This window comes from Dyadobacter sp. SG02, from assembly GCF_900109045.1.
GTDB lineage: Bacteria > Bacteroidota > Bacteroidia > Cytophagales > Spirosomataceae > Dyadobacter.
The window spans coordinates 448,699-468,452 of the sequence record NZ_FNYL01000005.1 but is presented as its reverse complement, the minus strand read 5'-3'; the positions used below and the strand labels follow the sequence as shown (position 1 = coordinate 468,452).

Sequence of the window (19,754 nt, the reverse complement as noted above, 5' to 3'; positions counted from 1 at the left end):
GAATGCGAGCGGTAATAAATGGAAAAGACGAATCCACTTTCCAAAGTTCCGCCCGGCTTCACTTTAATACCGCGACATTATTCCGATCGCTCACATCGAGCATGTAAGACAACGGATCGAGCATGACCGTCACCGGCCCTCGCGGCACCACAATGCGGATCACCGACCGGCTTTTCGAAAAATGGTGCCGTTGCAGATAAATGGGTTTTTGGAGCCCTGTATACGGCATGATGTCCTGGTTATAAACCGCAATGTCGATGTCGTCGCCCGGTTGCAGCAGCACAGGTTTTCCGGATGTTTCGTCTGTTTTGCGTACATCGATTTCAACGGTCAGTAACTGCTTATTGTTAGGTAATTGTTTGTTTGATAGTATTTTAATAGCATTATCAAACACAATCACCTTCTTGAAAAGGTCGTCGATCAGTTGTACCTGCGCCGCATTCGCTCCATGTTTCAATGCGTCCATCAGGTCGTCGGCATCCGGTTTTTGTAGTGGGTAACCATGTTTCGTGACCAGCTCCCGCAATGCTTGGTTCAAGCGGGTTTCCCCGAGGACTTCTTTGAGGCGAAATAGCGCCAATCCGCCTTTTTGATAGTGGACAAAAGGTTGTTCAGTGGTTTGCCAAAGCGGTCGTTCCTTTTCGCCGAAAGCGCTGCGGTAGGCGAAATAAAGCTGGGAATCCTTCACATGATACGGACGCAGGTACATTTTACCAAGCCGTTTTTCGGTCACTACCGCCTCGGTGTATTTGGCGAGGGATTCCGTCAGTAATGCGTCGCCGAGCCCTGCGGGTGCCGCTACCTGTCCCGCCCACCACTGGTGCGCGGTTTCGTGCGCGGTGGTGGCGTAGGTGAAATTGAAACCCGTGCCGTCGCTGAAATTGCTGCGAAAATTGGCCCGTTCCTGGCTGAAAATCAGGCCGGGATAGGCAGTCGCGGAGCCGGGATAATGCGGGATTTCGGCCAGCGTGAGCTCGCGGCGTGGGTAAGCGCCGAAGTTTGCATTGCCGTAATCGGTGGCATCTTTCATGGCCAGCAGAATCACCGGCACATTCTGCGAATGTTCAGGATGGTGGTAAATGCGGAACGTCGTGCCCTTATAATGTTCCGTTTTTACGGCGTAGCGGGCGGAGCTTAATGCGAACATGTACGGAATCGGTTCTTTGGACCGGTAATGAAAATAGGTGCGTCCTGCCTGCTTCCAGCTTTTGACCAACGTGCCCACAGTAACTGCCTGCTGCCCGGCTTCGGTGGAAATCGTGTTTTGAAATTGAATGAAATGATATTGACGGTCGGTCGAAATTAGGCTCTTACGTGCGGGCAAGCCATTTTGTCGCCGCTGCTCCGGGTCTTCGATTTCGTAGGCCGACCGGTACCCGAAATGCGGCAGGTATTTTTCCAATTCGATGTAAGTGCCGTTCTTGACCACCGCATTCTCGCTGTTGAAGGTTTTAAATGCAGATCGGTCGGCGCGGAGCGCGAAATGGATGGTCATTTCCTGGCCGGGGGCAAGCGGTTTGTCGGGGCGGTACCAATGCTGCCCAAAGGTTTTGTCTACGGATTCCGGCAACGCGTGTTGGGGATTGAGTTTCAGCATTTCGATGTCCGGGTCGATACCGATATACAGCCGGGTAATGGGCTTTTCGGAGTTGTTTTTAACTTTCATAGAGCCCTTCACGGTGTAGTAGTGGTCGTCCGGGAAAAGGTCGGTATGCAGGTCGACAGCCGTGACAACCGGTTGCGGCTGGCTTTCGAGCGGTTTGTATTTGCGTTCGTACCGCGCTTGCCATTCCGCATCGGCCGCCCCGGTGCGGTTTTGCGCGGAATGGCCTGTTTGGTATTGTATGTAAAAGCCCGTTCCGATCGCCAGAAGGAGACAAATCCCGATGAATGCGCCCGCCCGCCATGCATGCGGGTGGCCCTCACGTATAGGGGCGCGGCGGCGCTCCCGCGCATTACCCGGCCACAAGCGTGTGGCGGCGGCCGCAAGCGACAGCGCGATCAGCGTCCAGTAGAGCATATACCAGCCAAACGAACCGCCGCTGTGACTAAATCCGTGGAAGTCCGAATAACGAAGGCGCGGGGCGGTGGCAAAGCGTGCGAGGCAGCTTTCCAGCCCGAATTTTCGACCAAAAATCACAAGTCCGACCGCGAGCCCGCTGACGAGCATTCCGAGGTATTTGTTGCGCACGGCAGTCTGGACGAACAGGATCAGGCCTGCATACAGCACGAGGGGCAGGCCCGCGTAATAGTAGAGCGAGAAATAGGCATTCCATTCAAAAGTTGCAAAACCCGAAAACCATTGTACAGCTACTCCGACTGCAATATGAACGGTGATGAGCGCCGCTATCCAGCTGATCAATGCAACGCACTTGGCCGTGGCAAAAACCGTCATCGAAAGCGGTGTGGAGAAAATCAGCGGCTGCATTCCCGTTGTTTTCTCCCGGTGAATCAATTCGGAAGCATAAAAAATGATCAGCAGCAATGCGGGGCGGACGGCCGTGAGCTGCTCGGTAAGGATTCCGCTCGTAGCATAGCTTCGTACGCCATAAGGGCCGTTGGAAAGGTTTTCGAACAATTCGACGGCATTGAAAAACACCCACAATGCAAAAATCAGGGTCGTTATGACCGGCCCGAAAAGCGTTCTTGTTTCGAGTCTGAGTATGCGCCAGAATGCCAGTCGGTAATAGCTTTGCCCGTGAATGCGATGGCCGATTACGCGATAGGGGATAGCGTTTGCCATCTCAGCTTGCTGCGCGCGGCTCGTCTTATTTTCTTTTTCCAGTAAAACCCTGAATTTGAACCGGCTGTAAGCGAGCCCCAGCAATGCGAAGGAAATGGCGGTCCAGAGCAGACGGTTGGCGATGAACATCGGGGTTAGCGGAAATAGCTCCTGATTGCGCCGCAATGGGGGCCAGTTCATGGTTTCTCCGAAAAACGCCGTCAGACCGAACGGGTCGATCAGCACTGAAAACCAGCCCGGGCCGCCCGGCGATGGAACAGACCCGGCCATGACCGGTGAATTACCCAGAATTGAGGCCGTGAAATAGATAATGAAGATTAAAACACCGGCGGTGTAAACCAGTCGTGCATTGCCCGTGAGCAGCGCCGTCGCATACACGATACTGCAACAAAACACGACGCCCGGCAGGCCAAACGTCAGTAATGGCGCCAGGTAATACGACCAATGAAAAGGCCCGAGTCGATCTGCCGGGGCCATAAAGGTTACCATCATAGTACCCAATGTGGCGAGGCAAATGATCGCGAAAACAGTAGTTAAGAGTCCCGTCAACCGGACCGTGAAATAGGGCAGGCGGCCCATACTGGTCGTGAAGATCAGCGCTTCCATGCGATGCTGCGAATCGCGCAGGACCACCGCCGCGCAGGCGAGCGTGCTCACAAAGATGGTAAACAGCGACAGCAGACAAATGATGAAATTGGTCACATGCGGTGCATTCCGGTGTATTTCATCGCCACCGAAGTTACCGAACGGCATGATGATGCCCAGTATCAGGAAGAGCAACGCGGCAACGCGAAAGGTGATCTGCCGGAAATGGTAACCCATTTCGAAACGGAGTGCGGCGGCTAGCATGTTAACTCCTCCTTTCTCCCCATGCCCGCGAGCGTGGCGAAATAGACATCTTCCAGTCCCGGATCGAATGCCTCGAAACCTTCCCCGGGGCGCTCGCCCTCATACACGTGTACCTGAATGCGTCCCGCGACCCTGCGTGTGGAAATGACACGGACGGCGGCTTGCAATTCGGTAAGCTCTGCCGGAGTCACGGTTTTGCGCCAAAGCTGTCCTTTCAGCGAATGCGTAAGGATTTCGGGCTTGCCTTCGAGGATTACCCTTCCGCCGGCCAGTACGGCCATTTGTGGGCAAAGGTCGTGCACGTCGTCGACGATATGCGTTGAGAGTATCACCACGATCTGTTCCCCGATTTCGTTCAGCAGGTCGTGAAACCGGTTGCGCTCCGAGGGATCGAGGCCGGCCGTAGGCTCGTCGACGATCACCAGTTGAGGGTTGCCGAGCAACGCCTGCGCAATCCCGAACCGCTGGCGCATTCCGCCTGAAAAGGTGCTTACGGCCTGCCTGCGGTACTGGTAGAGGTTGGTCCGCTGCAACAGGGCCGCAACTTGTTCGCGCCGGTCGGATTTGTGAGTCAAACCCTTCAATACGGCCAGGTGGTCTAGCAAATGTTCAGCGGAAACGCCCGGATATACCCCGAAATCCTGTGGCAGGTAACCAAGCCTGCTGCGTAGCCAGGTGGTATCGCGTGCGATATTCTGGCCGTCGAAAATCACCAGCCCGCTGTCGGCTGGGGTAAGCGTGGCGAGGATGCGCATGAATGTCGATTTACCCGCGCCGTTGGGGCCGAGTAACCCGAACATGCCGTTCGGTATTTCGAGCGACACGTCGTCCAGGGCACGGACGCCGGCGGGGTAGGTTTTGGAGAGGTTTTCAATTTTCAATCGTTGCATGACATGGCTTTTGAAGTTCCGGCTTCAAATATGAATGTCACGGGCACCGTATTCAATTAATAATGAACAAGGTAGCCAGGTGTGTGACGAAAGCGTTCGTCCGCCCGATTTGTGTGTTTTTTACCAATATCACCAAAATCGCGACGGTCGTCATTAATTTTTGACAGCAAGCTCGCCGTCCGGTTTCTTTGCAGGATGTTGGCAATGGAAAGCGTAATAGGTGCATTGACGCGCCGGAAAGACACCTGGCTTTATGTGGGGCTGTTCTGCTGGATTTCGGTCGGGTTTACGATCGGCCGGGACGACTATTGGGAGGCCTATTTTCATTCTCTGCTCGCTTTGGCAGGGTTATGGTCGCCTGTGCTCGCGGTCACGTGGGTGCGCGAGGGAAGCGGGGAGGGGCGTTTCGCGAGACGCAACCGCATGGCCTGGTTTGGGTGCTTTTTGGGATATTTGCCGCTTCTGTTAATGCTCTCGGCGGCACTTCTAAGCCCGGGTCGGCCGATCTGGCCGGTGGTTTTCGCCGGCGGGCTTAGTATTGCGGCGCTGGAATGCGTGCTGGTGGTGGAAAGCCAGTATTTCGGACGTTTGTACCAGGTAAAATGGGTGCGGAAACTGAGCCTGGAAAGGGCCGTATTGGTGAGCATCACCGGGCTTGCATTGCTGCTGGGTGCGATGGCGGTGTCGAGCCTCGGCAATCCGTTGTACCATTCGGGCAAGCAGTTACTGATTGGTTTTGAAATACATATTTTCAAAATCGTGACTCGCTTTCCCACATTTTTAAGCTATTCCCTTCAATTACTGATCATGTACCTCGCCGGGTACTTTTTCTTTTATATCAACAGCCGCTGGCTCGTCCCGCGCATTCTGAAAGAGCAGGGTATATTGTACTATGTACTTTGTTCGGCGGCACTTATCGGTATTTTTTATCCATTCTGGGGGCAGTTGCTTGCGAATTTGCCGCTAAGCAAGGTGCTTGGCGATGTATTTTCTACCAACCCTTTCGTGTCGGAGAATGCATTCGGGGTCATATTGGTGCTCGCGATCAGCCTTCCGGTATTGCTGGCAATCCAATGGGCGAAGCAGAACAGCCTGATCACATCGTTGAAACACGAGAAATCTCAGGCGGAACTCGACCTCCTGAAACAGCAGCTGAACCCGCATTTCTTTTTCAATACCCTCAATAACCTTTACGCATTGAGCCTCCAACGCTCCGAGCAGACGCCTGAGAGCATTTTGCAGCTTTCGGAACTCATGCGGTATGTAATTTACAAAGCCAAAGAACCGCTTGTGAAGATTGAAGATGAGGTTAAATACCTACGAGATTACCTTCAATTGCAAAAGATCAGGTCGAAAAGGAACCTGGACTTGCAATTTGAAGAAGAAATCGGGGATGGTACGATCCTGATCGCGCCGCTGCTGCTGATCGTGTTTGTCGAGAATGCATTCAAGCACGGGGTGGAAAATGCGGAAGGTGATGCATTCCTGAGCATTAGCCTCAAAGCCGACCGGCATTCCCTGCGTTTTACCTGCGAAAATTCATTCGAACCTGCACCGGATGCGCATACCGGCATCGGATTGACTAATTTGCGAAAACGGCTGGCATTGCTCTATCCCGCAAAGCACCGGATAACGACCAGCGCCGGGGACGGAGTGTTTGTTGCCGGCCTGGAAATCGATCTGCTATGAAATTACGCTGCCTGATTGTCGACGACGAGCCGTTGGCGCATGATATAATCTTGAGGTACCTGGAAGATATTCCTTTCCTGGAAAATGCCGGACAATGCTACCTCGCCACGGAAGCATTCGCGTTTCTGAACCACCACGCGGTAGACCTCATTTTTCTGGATATCCGTATGCCGAAGCTCAGCGGGCTGGATTTCCTGCGTACGCTCGACCAGCGCCCGCTCGTCGTGATCACGTCCGCATACGAAGAGCACGCGCTGGAAAGTTTCGAGCTCGAAGTGGTCGATTACCTGCTGAAACCGTTCCGTTTCGACCGGTTCCTGAAAGCCGCCAACCGCGCATTGGAGCAGCATACCTTGCGCAGGCAGGTGGTAGCCGCACCTGCGCCGGCCGCGCCTCCGCACGAGCCGGAGCCATTGTATATCAAATCCGACAAAAAGCTGGTCCAGATGCAGCTCGACGAGGTGTACTACCTTGAAAGCCTGGGTAATTACGTAAAAGTGTGGGGCCGCGACCAGTTCCTGCTGACGCAACGCACCCTGGGAAGTTTTGAAGAGCAGCTGCCGGGCGAGGCGTTCATCCGGATACACAAGTCTTTTATATTGAATAAAAAGTTTGTGCATTATATCGAAGGCAATACGATCCGGCTGCTCAACGGAAAGGTATTGCCGCTCGGTAAAACGTTTAAGCACGTCATCAAACTGTTTCCTGGCTGATCCTTGAAATTTTACCGCTGGCTGGATATATTTGTTTATACACGAATCGATAGACACCACCCACGTACCAGCATGAATTCACTCGATTACTTACGCGACGAGATCAGAACCTATTATCCTGAATCGAAAGAACTGCTGCTTTCGCCGGCATTCGACGGCCAGCCGCGGTATAACTTTTACTTTGAAATAGCCCCCGGCCAGCGCCATTTGCTGTACCTGAACTGGGACGGTGATATAGACGGATTTACGTTGAAATGCCTCGAATTTCCCGATGCCGTTCTGTTAAAAGAACTTGCAGAAGCCTACACCGAAAAAGGCTCCAAAATGTTCAATATCGGCCAGCCGGTGGCTATGCTCTCATTTGTTTATCAAGGAAAAGACAACCTACGGGTGCGGAACTACAAAGGCAAGACGCATATCGAGTCCCATGAAATATCGGCGAGGAATCTGATGTACGCGGTTAACCCGTTTGAATGAACGGTCTGATATGTTTTTGGACGTCCATACCCATGTCCCGGTCGGCGACGTGTCGCCCGGCGAACCGTCGCCAGGCAACCCGAGCATACTTGCTATCGAAAACCGCCACAGCCATTTCGGAGAGTCTACCGGCAGCCGATATGTAAGCGCCGGGCTGCATCCGTGGTACATCCGTCCTGAAACACTTGCCGATGATTTTGAAAAGCTGAGCAGGTATGCTGTTCAACCACAGGTGATTGCGATTGGTGAGTGCGGCCTTGACAAGCTCACGGCTACGGACTGGGATACCCAATGCCGCGCATTCGAATGGCAGATCGCACTGGCGGAGGAGCTGCGAAAGCCGCTGGTGATCCATTGTGTGAAGGCGTTTCAGGAATGTCTGGCATTTTTGAGGGAGACAAGCGTTCCTGTGATTTTCCACGGCGTCAATAACCGCCTTTCGCTGATCCGGCCGGTGATCGAAGCAGGCTATTTCCTTTCTTTTGGAAAAACATTGCTACATCCTAATGCGGCCATTTTAGATACTTTCAGAGCCGTTCCGTTAGAGCAATTGTTCCTCGAAACCGACGACAGCCCCACAGACATCCGCGAAATCTACAAAACCGCCGCACGGCTGCGGAATATTCCCGAAAAAGAGATTGTTTTGCAGCTCGAATCGAATTTTGGCAAAGTATTTAAACAATGATGGAGGATTTTTCCTGGCTTTCCAGGACGGAATTGTTGGTTGGAAGAGATAACCTGGTGAAACTCAGCCAGGCGCATGTACTGGTGATCGGTTTGGGTGGCGTAGGCTCCTTTGCAGCCGAATTTATATGTCGCAGCGGAGTAGGGACCATGACCATCGTGGACGGCGACGTGGTCGACCCGACCAACCGCAACCGGCAGCTGCCCGCACTGGCCACCAATCACGGCCAAAGCAAAGCAGATATCATGGCCGAGCGTCTCAAAGCCATCAATCCCGAGCTTACTTTGCATGTCATGAAAAGCTTCGTAACGCCCGACGCCGTGGAGCAAATCCTGGATACGTCCAATTACGACTACATTGTGGATGCGATCGACAGCGTCACGCCAAAACTCACGTTCCTCACGCAGGCATACAAGCGCAACATCCGCATCGTGAGCTCAATGGGCGCGGGCGGGAAAATGGACCCGACGCAATTGAAAGTGGTCGATATTTCGAAGACCTACAACTGCCCGTTCGCGCAGCAGGTGAGGAAAAACCTCAAAAAGGAGGGAATCTACAAAGGGATCAAGGCCGTATTCTCAACCGAAGAGCAAATCCGCGAATCGCTGATCCTGACGGACGGTAGCAACTACAAAAAGTCGGCCTACGGTACAATGCCCTATTTACCGGCCACTTTCGGCGCAACCTGCGCGTCGGTGGTGCTGCGGGATTTGATTGGAGCGAGTTATTAATGCGCGGTTTTTACGGCAGCGTCTTTTTGGGAAGATAGTTTTCGCGATTTGAGAAAGGCGCTGAATTCTTTTTCTTCCTTATCAGTCAGCTTTCTGTCGACGAGTACAAGGTCCCTCTCGTCTGTTTTTTTGAAATCTATCATGGTCGGATTGCTTAAATAAGTCGACTTGAACACGCTCTATCAGTTGAGGAATAGCATGCGCGATATTTTAGAATATACCAATATTTCAGACGCGTTTCATAATCGGATGTGTGGAAGGCACAGACTGTTTAGTGGACGGCGAGGGCCACGGATTGAGCACTAACAATTTCCGAAGTACTGTTAACAATTGTTAAAGACCGGGCGGACGGTCTTTAAGCAAGTTGTTATTCGGGGAATTCCATTTCAGTTTCCGAGAAATGGCAGAGGCCATCGAGGAGCTCGGAGAGCTTCGCGCCAGTGTCTGACAGCGTGTATTCGACGCGGCTCGGTACCTCGCGGAAATTGTCGTTACGGATGATCAGTTTGTGCTGTTCAAGCAATTTCAGGCGATCGGCTAAGATGTTGTCGCTAATGTGTTTAAGGTCTTCTTTCAGCGTAGAAAAACGGTTGTTGCCTTCTTCAATGCTGAACATCACTTCGGTTAGCCACCGTTTGCTAAGCAGGTTAATCAGTTCGTTCAATGTACATTTCTCTTCAAGGAACGTCTGATTGTAGTAATTCGTCGAGGTAAGTTTTCTCATAGTTTCGGCTCATTTATATAGGAGCTACTCACAATTTACGGAGATAATGGTCGCTTGTCAACACGGTTGCATCAGGTAGTGTCAAGCATTTCTAAAAACATTCTGTATTATTTTAATAAAAAAGATGAAAATAGTGGGGTATATATTTCAAAAATGAGTCTCATCTAGAAAAAGTGACAGCTACCACGAGATGAGACCACGCATTACTCCTGATGAAGCTCAGAAACTTTGGAACGACTACCGCTCGGGCGACATGTACGCCCTGGCGAACATCATGCAGGGCTATTATTCCGACCTGTTCCACTGGGGCCTGCGGCTGCACGGCGAGCGTGAATTTGTGAAGGATTGCATTCAGGATATGTTCGTGAACCTCTGGAAAACACAGCAGTCGGTAGTGGATAATGCCGCCGCGCCGGTTTCCAATGTACGTTCCTACCTGCTCGTGGCGCTCAAAACGCGGATTTTACGTGAATTGTCGAAAAAGCATGTCACACACCAGTCGATGCTTTCGGACGAATATTCTTTTTCGGTGGAATTCTCTTCCGACCTCCGGCTGATCGACGAAGAACATGAAGTATACCAGGTGCGAAAGCTCGAAGGCGTGCTCAACAGCCTGTCGGAGAGGCAGAAGGAGCTGATTTACTTACGCTTTTATCAGAGCCTGAGCTTCGAGCAGATCGCCGAAGTCATGAACCTGAGCAGACAATCTGTTTACAATCTCCTGCAAAAATCGCTGGGAAGCCTGCGGAAGCATTACCACCTGAGCTGACAGGGCTGGGTAATCAAATGCGTATAGTGTATAACGTAACAGAACTAAAACCGGAATGAAGTCTTACGAATCGTATACCGTTGAAGACTTTCTGGAAGATGACAGCTTCCGGAAGTGGGTGCAGGGCCAGGGCACACAGGAAATGTTCTGGCTTTCTTTCCTGGAAAAATACCCCGACCGGCAGGACGCATTCCGGCAAGCCGAGCATTTAATCCGCGCGGCGAATGTGGCGGAAGAATGGCTGCCCGAAAAGGAGATTCGCGCTGAGGTAGAGCGATTTATCGAAAAGCTGGGCGGTGGGGAAGCGCATTTGGAAATCGGTTTTTCGGATGATGACGAAGAGGACAATGGCCGCGGCGTTTTCTGGAAGAGGTGGTTGATAGCAGCCGCTGCAATGCTCGTTTTGGGTGCCGGCATAGGCTGGTATTATTATTATCAGAACAATGAAACAGAGCCGGGTATAGCGGCGACCGGCACGAGCCCGCCTAACCTGGTGACGACGCAAAATGATAGCGATAAGCCATTGAAAATCAATTTGCCGGATGGGTCCGAGGTAACACTCAGCCCGCAAAGCAGTTTGAGGTATCCCTCGGAATTTGAAGACGGGGCGCGGATCGTGTACCTGACCGGCGAGGCGCTTTTTTCGGTGAAAAGGCAGGGGCAGACGTTCATGGTGCACACCGGCAAGGTAGTCACCAAAGTGCTCGGTACCCGCTTCGTGGTGAGCGCTTTCGACGACGACCGGAACATTACCGTGCAGGTGCAGACGGGCAAGGTGTCGGTGTATGTCGATAAGCCTTCGGAAACGGAAATCAAGGGTCTCATTATCACGGCCAATCAGGCGGCGGTTTTTGAAAAAAGTGCCAACCAGCTTTCGAAAACGGTGGTCGAAAACCCTGAAAAACTGCCGGATGTATCTGTCGAAAACATTTTGAAATACGATGAAGTACCGCTGCCGGTCATATTGAGGGATATCGAAAAATCGTACGGCATCCCCGTCCAATTCGACGCCGACAGCTTTTGGACCTGCAAAATAACGGTGGCTTTCTCTAACGAAAGCATGTATGACAAACTGAGCATTCTCTGCAAAACCGTTTCAGCCGGTTACGAGATCGTCGACGGACAGATCGTCGTCAGCGGCCAGGGTTGCAGTAAATGAAAAATGGCAGTGCGGAACACTGCCATCAAGGTCGGATTACGAGCGGCCACTCGCCAAAGTTACACGCTCGGAATCTGCAAGTTCCCGGTTAAAAGAACCCTTTTAAACCCTGTTCAAAAGTATGAAAAAACGCATTACCAGAAAATTCTGGCTGAAACTTATGAGGTTTTCGATCACACAGAGTTTGGTCATGGCGTTGCTCGCGGGCGTAGCGTATGCGCACACGAGCACTGCGCAGGAATACCTGAACCGTCGTTTGACAGTCCAGGCGGAGAACCGTGAAATCAAACGGGTGCTGGCGCATATCGAAAAGGAGACGGACGTGCAGTTTGTGTACAGTTCCAATGTCCTCGAAGCGTCCAGGAAAGTGACGATCAAAGCCGTAAACACGACTTTGGAAGAAGTGCTTTTGAAATTGCTTAAACCTTTGAAAATCAAATATGAACTATCCGGCAGAAAAATCATATTATCCGCAGGCGAATTGCCCGGTGCCGACAATGGTTTTCTGCTGCCCGAGAGCAACTCGCTTCAACTATCACCCAAAAAGAACCTCTCCGGCAAGGTAACCGATGAGAAGGGCGTCGCATTGCCCGGTGTAAATATCATTGTGAAGGGCACGCAGCGGGGAACGACCACCAATGCCGAAGGCGCCTTTCAAATCGATATACAGGAAGGCGACGGTGCATTGCTGTTCAGTTTTGTCGGGTATCAATCCAAAGAAGTGATTTTGGGAAACCAGACCAGCCTCGTGGTATCGCTCGTGCCCGAGAGCAAGGCGCTTGAAGAGGTGGTGGTAACCGCATTAGGTATCAAAAAGGCGGCTAAAAGTCTCGGGTATGCCACCGCCAGCGTGCCTACCGAGGAAATGACGGTGAACCGGACGGCCAATTTCATGAATGCATTGCAGGGCAAAATGGCGGGCGTGAATATCACCTCGCTGGGTTCCGGACCGGCGGGAACGAGCAAGATCCGTATTCGGGGGCAATCTTCTTTCGGAGGCAATAACTCGCCGCTGATTGTGGTGAATGGTGTGCCGATCGATAATTCCAACTTCGGCGCCCGCGGCGATGCGGCCGACAAGGGCTCCAACCGAACGTCCGACAGCGGCGACGGTCTGAGTAGCATTAATCCCGATAACATCGAATCGATGACCGTGCTGAAAGGCGCTGCGGCTTCGGCATTGTATGGTTCACGTGCGAAAGACGGGGTGATTATGATTACGACGAAAACACGTGGGGCAGGCATTGGTATCGGCATTGAGTTTAACTCGAATTTCACCACTGAAACGCCGCTCGATTATACCGACTATCAATACGAATATGGTCAGGGCGAAAACGGCAAGCGGCCGACCACGCCCAACCCGACATCGGGCCAGTGGAGCTTCGGCGAGAAGTTCGAACCGGGCATGACGCAGGTGCTGTTCGATGGCGTGGAAGTCCCTTATGTGCCCCAGCGGCATCAGATCACCGATTATTACCGCAAAGGGAGCACATTTACCAACACCATTACCGTGTCTTCCGGCGGGGAATTCGGTGGTTTCAGCCTCTCGCTTTCCAACCTCGACAACAAGACGATCCTTCCGGGCTCGGGTTACCACCGCAAGACGGTGAACCTCGGTTTTACCCAGACCATGGCTAAAAAACTGACCATTTCGGGTAATATCAACTATTCCAACGAAGACCGTAAAAACCCGCCCAACATCGCCGAGCAGGATTACAGCCCGGTGGTGCTTTACAATATGGCCAACTCCATGCCGCTCGATCTGCTCGAAAAATACCAGACCGACGAGAACGGCAATGAGTATGTGTGGTCGCGTTTTACCAACCGTACCAATCCCTATTTCGCATTGAAACGGTTTGAAAACGTGGAGAAAGACCGGGTTTTCGGTAACCTTTCGGTGCGGTACAGCTTCACGGACTGGCTTTACGCGCAGGTGCGGGTGGGGCAGGATTACTATTCGCGGGAGCAGGATTACAACCTGCCCACCGGCAGCCAGCGCCAGGCGGCGGCTCCACAAGGTTTTGTGAACGGGCAATACGTGCAGGACACCCGCTCGGTCCGCGAGCTGAATACCGATTTTTTGATCTCGGCTAATAAAACTTTCGGCCGCATTGGCTTGAATATCAATGCGGGAGGCAACCAGATGTACCGCAAACTGAGCCGGCATAATGTATTTGTGCAGGATTTCTACGTCCGCGACCTGTACACGATCGGAAACGGCCGCCAGAAGGATGCGACATATGAATTTTCGAAACGGCAGGTAAACTCAATTTATGGTGCCGCGGAAATCTCTTACAATGACTTCCTTTTCCTGAACGGTACCATTCGCAACGACTGGTTTTCAACACTTTCGCCGGCGAACCGGAGCATTGTTTATCCCTCGGTAACCGCCAGCTTCGTGTTCTCACAGGCATTCACGGCTTCGCTGCCTTCGTGGATTTCGTTTGGCAAAGTGCGCGTAGCTTACGCCGAGGTGGGAAGCGACACCGACGTGCAGCCCTACGCTAACAATCTGTTTTACAACATCAATCCCCAGCAATTCCCGAACCCGAACGGCGCTGGCCAGCCGCTGGCGACGATCAATGGCTCGACGGTGCCGAATGCGGACCTCCGGCCCATGCGGGTTTCGGAAAAAGAAGTGGGTTTGGAGTTAAAGTTGTTTGAAAACAGGCTGGGACTCGATTTTACCTATTACGACAAACTCTCGTCCGACCAGATCCTTCAAGCGCAGACTTCCGACGCCTCCGGGTACCTTACGCAGCTGATCAACGTAGGCAAAGGGCGCAACCGCGGGCTCGAAACGATGGTGAACGTGACGCCGTACCAGGCCAAAAACTTCGTTTGGAACCTGAATTTCAATGCAGCTTACAATGTGACGAAAACCCTCGACCTCGGCAACAATGTGAGCGACGCGATGATCACCGTCGGTACCGGCGACTTTACCGGTGAACTCCGGCAGGTGGTGGGCAAATCAATGGGCCAATTGTACGGCTTCGGTTATCTCCGGGACGACCAGGGCAGGCAGGTTTTCGATGCCGGAAACGGTCGCCCGTTGCGCACACCCACGCAGATCGCATTCGGGAGCGCTTTGCCAAAGTGGGTAGGCGGTATTACCAACAGTTTTAATTACAAAAACTTCTCCGCTTCGGTACTGGTCGATTTCAAACTGGGACATAAGATGATCTCGGGCACCAACCACAATGCGTGGCGGCACGGGCTACTGAAAGAGACATTGCCGGGACGTGCCGAAGGCTTCATTATCGGCGATGGCGTGAACCCGAATGGTGAGGTGAACCAGACGAAATCGGTGGTACAGGCCTATTATGAGACGGTCAGGTCGCAGAATATCGCGGAGCAGTTTGTGTACAATGCGGGTTTGTGGCAATTGCGGCAGATCACGTTTGGTTACGATTTTGCCCGGTTTTTGCCTAAAAACATCCCGTTCATCAAAGGCGCGCGGCTGAGCATTGTCTCGAACAACGTGGCGGTCCTCAAAAAGTGGGTGCCGACGATCCATCCCGATCAGTTCGGTTTTCCGTCCGACAACCTGATCGGCCTCGAAGCCACCGGGTTACCTATTACCCGCAGCACCGGTTTCAATCTTAACCTGAAATTCTAAGCCACTGACTATGAAAAAGGCGATACAAATATTGATCAGCGGCATTTGCATCATGGCCATGCAAGCCTGCGACAGCGGTTTTGATGAAATGAACATCAACCCTATTGCGCTCACGGCCGTAAACCCTGCCTATCAGCTCAATACCACCATCGTGAACAGCGCGCCGGTGTACGGCAACCTCAGTTACGAAACGACGATCGTGAAGCAAATGATCACCCCGTTCAGCGGGCAGGGGTCGGCGGCGAATTTTAACCAGGATAACCGCGGTGTGACGTCGGGTAACTGGAATACCTACTATCGGACCATTATCAAAGAACTGGCAGATGTGGTCGCGAAAACGAAGGACGATGCCAGCCGTTCGAATCTGTACAACATGGCGCGGATCTGGAAAGCCTACGCATTTATGGTACTGAGCGATACCTACGGCAACATTCCCTACGCCGAGGCAGGCTCGGGCTTTCTCACCGGCAACACTACGCCTGCCTACGACAATCAGGAGGCCATTTACAACGATATCCTCACCGAGCTGGACGCTGCTTCGAATGCATTGGATGCTGCCAAAGCGGCGGTTTCGAGCGATGTATTGTATGGTGGGGATGTTTTGAAATGGAAGAAACTGGGTAACTCGTTAATGCTGCGCGCGGCTATGCGGCTCTCGAAAATCAACCCGACGAAGGCTGCGGAATATGTGGCCAAAGCCGTGGCGGGAGGGGTAATACAATCGAACCAGGACAATGCGGTGATCCGGCACACGGCCAGCTTTACGAACCCGGTAGGCAGTTCGCTGAATGGCGGACAGTCGGCATTCTATTACCTGGACGATGAATTTGTAACTTACTTGTCGACCAACAACGATCCCCGCCTAGCGTCCATCGCCGTCCGCTACGTAGGCGCGCAAAGCGGGGCGGATCAGGTGGAGGCGAAGGCCAACCGGTCGGTTGCGGTGCAGATAGGCATGCCGCAGGGGTACGACAATACGACCATCAGCGCCGACGTGGCCGCTAAGAAACTGGCGAGCCTGTGGGATTACAGTCAGCTTGACCGGACGCGGATGGCCGCATTGACGGCGCCGAGCTTCCTCGTCACTTATGCACAAACCCGGTTATTGCTGGCCGAAGCGGTGGTCCGCAAGTGGACGAACGGCGACGCTGCGGCCTTGTATGCCGAGGGAATCAAGGCCCATATGCAGCAATTCGCGATGTACGGCGCGAGCACTGCCATCGGCGACGCGGCGATTAATGCGTACGTGGCCGCGCACCCGTTACACGCGGGTAAGGAGTTGGAAGAGATCAACACGCAATACTGGGTAGCGTCATTCCTGATCGGCCCGGAAGCATTCGCGAACTTCCGCCGCAGTGGTTTCCCGGTTTTAAAACCTAATCCCTATCCGGGCAGCGACCTGAAAACAGAACCATTTATCCGACGACTGACCTACACGGACGCCGAACTGAACGTGAACCACGACAACGTCCAGAAGGCGATCGCCGTACAAGGTCCCGACCTGCTCGATACGCGGGTGTGGTGGGACAAGAAATAGCATTGTATCAACCGATTTTTGAATGAAAAACCTGAAAAAAAGACTGCAAAACGGGGAAACCCTGCACGGCTGCTGGCTCAATACCGGCAGTTCCCTCACGGCGGAAATCGTTGGACTGGCCGGTTTCGATTGGGTGCTCATCGACCTGGAACACGGGGCGGGCTCCGAAAAGGATGTGCTCTACCAGTTGCAGGCGCTCGAACACACGCCCACGGCCGCGATCGTACGCGTGGAGAGTTCGGAAAGCCAGCGCATTCACCGCGTACTCGATATGGGTGCCGAGGGGGTGATGTGCCCCAAAATCCAGAACCCGGAAGGCGCACAGAAGCTCGTGCAGGGCTTGCATTATCCGCCATTCGGCGGGAGGGGCGTGGCCAAAATGGTGCGTGCGACAGGTTTCGGGCAGCATTTTCAGGAATATTATGACAACAGCCGGGCCAATATTCTCGGCATCGCGCAGATCGAAACTGTGGAAGTACTCAACCACCTCGATGCGGTCGCGAATACGGATGGGGTTGATGTATTGTTCATCGGTCCGGCCGACCTTTCGATGGAACTCGGCATTTTCGGGCAGTTCGACCACCCCGTGTTCCGGGACGCCGTTCGTGCAACATGCGAAGCCGCACGAAAAGCAGGCAAGGCAGTGGGTATCCTGTTTTTTAATACCAATGAATACCAGGCCTATCACGAGCTGGGCATCCGGTTCATTGCCTGCGGCTCCGACGCCACCTTCGTGGCCGAAGGCGCCCGCACCATGGCCAAAAAGCTGAACGAACTCCGTCCATCCTAAACCTGATTCTTCATGACTTTAATGACCGTTCTATTCAGCGACCCGCTTTTCATTCTGCTCATCGGCGTGATCATCGTGGTGGGAGGCATCATTTTCCTGCAACTGCACCCGTTTTTGGCGCTTATCCTGGCAGCATTCGTGGTAGCGTTGCTCACGCCCGCGGCTTCCGTCGAGGCATTTGCGATCGCGAAAGGCTCCTCGCCCGAAGCCGCGGCGGCATTGGCAAAAAAGAGCATAGGCGAGCGCATTGCGACGGAATTTGGCAGCACCTGCGGCAAAATCGGCATTCTCATCGCCATGGCAGCCATTATCGGCAAGGCCATGCTCGAGAGCGGCGCGGCGGAGCGCATTGTACGCTCGATGCTGGCGGTGACGGGCGTCAACAATGCGCCGTTCGCATTCCTGGTGAGCAGCTTTTTTCTGGGTGTGCCGGTGTTTTTTGACATCGTGATCTTTTTAATGATCCCGCTCGCGAAGGCGGTGAGTATGCGCATTGGCAAGAACTACCTGTTGCTGGTACTCGCCATTACGGGCGGTGCGGCGATGGCCAATTCGTTCGTCCCACCTGCGCCGGGGCCTCTGTTCCTGATTGGTGAAATGAATATCCCGATCGGAATGATGATGGCCGGTGGGACATTGCTGGGCCTGGTTACGATCACGGCGGGTTTTCTGTTCGCCAAATGGGCCAATGCCAAATGGCCGGTAGAGCTCCGCGATTCGCTCGACGCGCGCCTGGCCGACATCCGTTCGCTCGCCGAGAAAGACGATAGGGAATTGCCGCCGCTGTGGTTTTCGCTGTTGCCGGTCACATTTCCGCTGGTATTCATTTGTTTGGATAACATCCTGAAATCGATGATCAAATCCGGTGCGTTCGTGCCTGAATCGTCGGTAGCGCATTTCCTGGTTGATTTTGTGGCATTGATAGGGGACAAAAACATCGCGCTGGTGGGTGGCGGACTGATTGCCCTGGTGCTGCTGGCTGTTACCAGGAAAGGTAGCAAAGAAGGTATTTCTGCGTTCGTACAAGCCGCGCTAATGAGTGGCGGAGGCATTATTCTCATTACCGCGTCTGGCGGCGCTTTCGGCGGGATTTTGCAGCAAACCGGCATCAGTTCGCGCATTGCCGCACTCACCGCCGATTACCAGATGACGCTCATTCCGCTCGCATTCGTCATCAGCGCAGTCGTGCGTACGGCGCAGGGATCGGCCACGGTGGCGCTTATTACAGCTTCCGGCATTTTGTCGGGAATGGCTACCAGCGCCCATTTGGAATACCATCCATTATACCTAGGCCTCGCGATCGGTTGCGGCTCCAAGCTGGTGCCGTGGATGAACGACGCCGGTTTCTGGATCATCGTCAAGATCAGTAACCTCACCGAGCGGGAAGCATTAAAAACCTTTTCGCCCATGCTGGTCGTGATGGGATGCGTAGGCCTGGTGGTACTGATGATCGCCGCGCGGATATTTCCTTTGGTTTAATGAGTTACAAAACAGATAGTTAGTTGAATATGGAGAAAATAGGGTTTATAGGATTGGGTATCATGGGCAAGCCGATGGCGCTCAATCTCCTGAAAGCGGGCTTTCCCGTGGGCGTACTCGCAAGCAGTCAGGCGTCGGGCGTATTGAAGGACGCAGGTGCCGGGGTATGGCCGGATGCCGCGGCATTGGCTGCCGGAAGCGACGTGATCATTACCATGCTCCCCGATTCGCCGCAGGTGGAAGAAGTAGTGAATAGTGGCGTCCTGGCGGGCATTCGCGCGGGAAGTTTATTCATTGATATGTCCACGATAGCACCGCTTGTGGCCCGGAAACTCTTTGAAATCATGCAGGAAAAAGGGGTGGAAGCACTGGACGCGCCGGTTTCGGGCGGACAGGTAGGAGCGGAGGGCGCGACGTTGTCGATCATGGTGGGCGGTAATGCGGCGGCATTTGCACGGGCGTTGCCGGTGTTTCAGGCCATGGGCAAAAATATCGTACATATCGGCGAGCCGGGCGCGGGGCAGACCACCAAGGCTTGCAATCAAATGATCGTCGGGCAGACGATCCAGGCTGTGGCCGAGGCATTTACATTGGCCCAAAAAGCGGGTGTGGATTTGGCCAAAATGCGGGAAGTACTGCTAGGAGGTTTTGCCCAAAGCCGCATTCTCGACCTGCACGGCCAGCGGATGATCGATCAGAACTTCAAGCCCGGCTTCAAGATTAAACTACATCAGAAAGACATCAACATTGCCCTCAAAACCGGTGGCGAGCTGAAACTCACCCTGCCGGGCACCGAAACCGTGGCCAGGCAAATGGAAGCCGCCATGTTGCAAGGCAACGGCGAGCTCGATCACAGCGCGCTGTTCCTCGCATTGAAAGATTAACAGTTTTTGATTTTTA

16 protein-coding genes are annotated in these 19,754 nt (G+C 53.3%); 12 read left to right on the top strand and 4 right to left on the bottom strand.

Annotated elements, in window-relative coordinates; all coding sequences use genetic code 11:
- Window positions 1-58: 58 nt before the first annotated feature.
- Window positions 59-3,592, bottom strand: coding sequence for a M1 family aminopeptidase (locus BMW93_RS14880; RefSeq protein ID WP_143061656.1), 3,534 nt, complete (start codon window positions 3,590-3,592; stop codon window positions 59-61).
- A complete protein-coding gene (locus BMW93_RS14875; RefSeq protein WP_090377393.1) occupies window positions 3,586-4,482 on the bottom strand; it encodes an ABC transporter ATP-binding protein in 897 nt (298 codons plus the stop codon). Before BMW93_RS14875 ends, BMW93_RS14880 begins: the two co-directional genes overlap by 7 nt.
- Window positions 4,483-4,686: 204 nt before the next feature.
- Here BMW93_RS14875 and BMW93_RS14870 point away from each other — a divergent pair, with 204 nt between their 5' ends.
- From BMW93_RS14870 to BMW93_RS14850, 5 genes are all read left to right on the top strand, one after another.
- The gene (locus tag BMW93_RS14870; RefSeq protein ID WP_177194093.1) at window positions 4,687-6,171 is read left to right on the top strand and encodes a sensor histidine kinase; all 1,485 of its coding nucleotides are present in this window, start codon (window positions 4,687-4,689) and stop codon (window positions 6,169-6,171) included.
- The gene (locus tag BMW93_RS14865; RefSeq protein ID WP_090377388.1) at window positions 6,168-6,884 is read left to right on the top strand and encodes a LytTR family DNA-binding domain-containing protein; all 717 of its coding nucleotides are present in this window, start codon (window positions 6,168-6,170) and stop codon (window positions 6,882-6,884) included. The genes BMW93_RS14870 and BMW93_RS14865 overlap by 4 nt, the downstream gene beginning before the upstream one ends.
- A 72-nt stretch (window positions 6,885-6,956) precedes the next feature.
- The gene (locus BMW93_RS14860) at window positions 6,957-7,361 is read left to right on the top strand and encodes a hypothetical protein (protein ID WP_143061655.1); all 405 of its coding nucleotides are present in this window, start codon (window positions 6,957-6,959) and stop codon (window positions 7,359-7,361) included.
- A 10-nt stretch (window positions 7,362-7,371) separates the two neighbouring features.
- Complete coding sequence (locus BMW93_RS14855; protein WP_090377381.1) at window positions 7,372-8,046, top strand: TatD family hydrolase; 675 nt, start codon at window positions 7,372-7,374, stop codon at window positions 8,044-8,046.
- Complete coding sequence (locus tag BMW93_RS14850; RefSeq protein WP_310590240.1) at window positions 8,043-8,777, top strand: tRNA threonylcarbamoyladenosine dehydratase; 735 nt, start codon at window positions 8,043-8,045, stop codon at window positions 8,775-8,777. The genes BMW93_RS14855 and BMW93_RS14850 overlap by 4 nt, the downstream gene beginning before the upstream one ends.
- Here BMW93_RS14850 and BMW93_RS35440 read toward each other — a convergent pair.
- Both BMW93_RS35440 and BMW93_RS14840 read right to left on the bottom strand, forming a co-directional pair.
- Window positions 8,774-8,920 (bottom strand): hypothetical protein, encoded by a 147-nt coding sequence (locus BMW93_RS35440; RefSeq protein WP_177194092.1) that lies wholly within the window; start codon window positions 8,918-8,920, stop codon window positions 8,774-8,776. The genes BMW93_RS14850 and BMW93_RS35440 overlap by 4 nt on opposite strands.
- Window positions 8,921-9,144: 224 nt before the next feature.
- Window positions 9,145-9,501 carry a helix-turn-helix domain-containing protein gene (locus BMW93_RS14840; RefSeq protein ID WP_090377375.1) on the bottom strand — a complete coding sequence of 119 codons (357 nt, stop codon included), beginning with the start codon at window positions 9,499-9,501 and terminating at the stop codon, window positions 9,145-9,147.
- 190 nt (window positions 9,502-9,691) lie between these two features.
- Between BMW93_RS14840 and BMW93_RS14835 the strand changes: the two genes are divergently transcribed.
- From BMW93_RS14835 to BMW93_RS14805, 7 genes are all read left to right on the top strand, one after another.
- Window positions 9,692-10,270, top strand: coding sequence for an RNA polymerase sigma factor (locus tag BMW93_RS14835; RefSeq protein ID WP_090377372.1), 579 nt, complete (start codon window positions 9,692-9,694; stop codon window positions 10,268-10,270).
- Between the two features lie 55 nt (window positions 10,271-10,325).
- Window positions 10,326-11,429, top strand: coding sequence for a FecR family protein (locus BMW93_RS14830; RefSeq protein ID WP_090377369.1), 1,104 nt, complete (start codon window positions 10,326-10,328; stop codon window positions 11,427-11,429).
- A gap of 121 nt (window positions 11,430-11,550) precedes the next feature.
- Window positions 11,551-15,048 (top strand): SusC/RagA family TonB-linked outer membrane protein, encoded by a 3,498-nt coding sequence (locus BMW93_RS14825; RefSeq protein WP_090377366.1) that lies wholly within the window; start codon window positions 11,551-11,553, stop codon window positions 15,046-15,048.
- A 10-nt stretch (window positions 15,049-15,058) separates the two neighbouring features.
- Window positions 15,059-16,585 carry a SusD/RagB family nutrient-binding outer membrane lipoprotein gene (locus BMW93_RS14820; protein ID WP_090377363.1) on the top strand — a complete coding sequence of 509 codons (1,527 nt, stop codon included), beginning with the start codon at window positions 15,059-15,061 and terminating at the stop codon, window positions 16,583-16,585.
- Window positions 16,586-16,607: 22 nt separating this feature from the next.
- Complete coding sequence (locus tag BMW93_RS14815; RefSeq protein WP_090377360.1) at window positions 16,608-17,375, top strand: HpcH/HpaI aldolase/citrate lyase family protein; 768 nt, start codon at window positions 16,608-16,610, stop codon at window positions 17,373-17,375.
- 12 nt (window positions 17,376-17,387) lie between these two features.
- Entirely contained in the window at window positions 17,388-18,854 is a 1,467-nt protein-coding gene (locus BMW93_RS14810; RefSeq protein ID WP_177194091.1) for a GntP family permease, read from the top strand.
- A 29-nt stretch (window positions 18,855-18,883) separates the two neighbouring features.
- On the top strand, window positions 18,884-19,738 hold the full coding sequence (locus BMW93_RS14805; RefSeq protein WP_090377353.1) for an NAD(P)-dependent oxidoreductase: 855 nt from the start codon (window positions 18,884-18,886) through the stop codon (window positions 19,736-19,738).
- The last annotated feature ends 16 nt before the right edge of the window (window positions 19,739-19,754 follow it).

Excerpts from the sequence above, each read along its gene's own strand:
- BMW93_RS14880 (WP_143061656.1), bottom strand. The coding sequence starts at position 3,592 with ATGCTAGCCGCCGCACTCCGTTTCGAAATGGGTTACCATTTCCGGCAG.
- BMW93_RS14875 (WP_090377393.1), bottom strand. The coding sequence starts at position 4,482 with ATGCAACGATTGAAAATTGAAAACCTCTCCAAAACCTACCCCGCCGGC.
- BMW93_RS14870 (WP_177194093.1), top strand. The coding sequence starts at position 4,687 with ATGGAAAGCGTAATAGGTGCATTGACGCGCCGGAAAGACACCTGGCTT.
- BMW93_RS14865 (WP_090377388.1), top strand. The coding sequence starts at position 6,168 with ATGAAATTACGCTGCCTGATTGTCGACGACGAGCCGTTGGCGCATGAT.
- BMW93_RS14860 (WP_143061655.1), top strand. The coding sequence starts at position 6,957 with ATGAATTCACTCGATTACTTACGCGACGAGATCAGAACCTATTATCCT.
- BMW93_RS14855 (WP_090377381.1), top strand. The coding sequence starts at position 7,372 with ATGTTTTTGGACGTCCATACCCATGTCCCGGTCGGCGACGTGTCGCCC.
- BMW93_RS14850 (WP_310590240.1), top strand. The coding sequence starts at position 8,043 with ATGATGGAGGATTTTTCCTGGCTTTCCAGGACGGAATTGTTGGTTGGA.
- BMW93_RS35440 (WP_177194092.1), bottom strand. The coding sequence starts at position 8,920 with ATGATAGATTTCAAAAAAACAGACGAGAGGGACCTTGTACTCGTCGAC.
- BMW93_RS14840 (WP_090377375.1), bottom strand. The coding sequence starts at position 9,501 with ATGAGAAAACTTACCTCGACGAATTACTACAATCAGACGTTCCTTGAA.
- BMW93_RS14835 (WP_090377372.1), top strand. The coding sequence starts at position 9,692 with ATGAGACCACGCATTACTCCTGATGAAGCTCAGAAACTTTGGAACGAC.
- BMW93_RS14830 (WP_090377369.1), top strand. The coding sequence starts at position 10,326 with ATGAAGTCTTACGAATCGTATACCGTTGAAGACTTTCTGGAAGATGAC.
- BMW93_RS14825 (WP_090377366.1), top strand. The coding sequence starts at position 11,551 with ATGAAAAAACGCATTACCAGAAAATTCTGGCTGAAACTTATGAGGTTT.
- BMW93_RS14820 (WP_090377363.1), top strand. The coding sequence starts at position 15,059 with ATGAAAAAGGCGATACAAATATTGATCAGCGGCATTTGCATCATGGCC.
- BMW93_RS14815 (WP_090377360.1), top strand. The coding sequence starts at position 16,608 with ATGAAAAACCTGAAAAAAAGACTGCAAAACGGGGAAACCCTGCACGGC.
- BMW93_RS14810 (WP_177194091.1), top strand. The coding sequence starts at position 17,388 with ATGACTTTAATGACCGTTCTATTCAGCGACCCGCTTTTCATTCTGCTC.
- BMW93_RS14805 (WP_090377353.1), top strand. The coding sequence starts at position 18,884 with ATGGAGAAAATAGGGTTTATAGGATTGGGTATCATGGGCAAGCCGATG.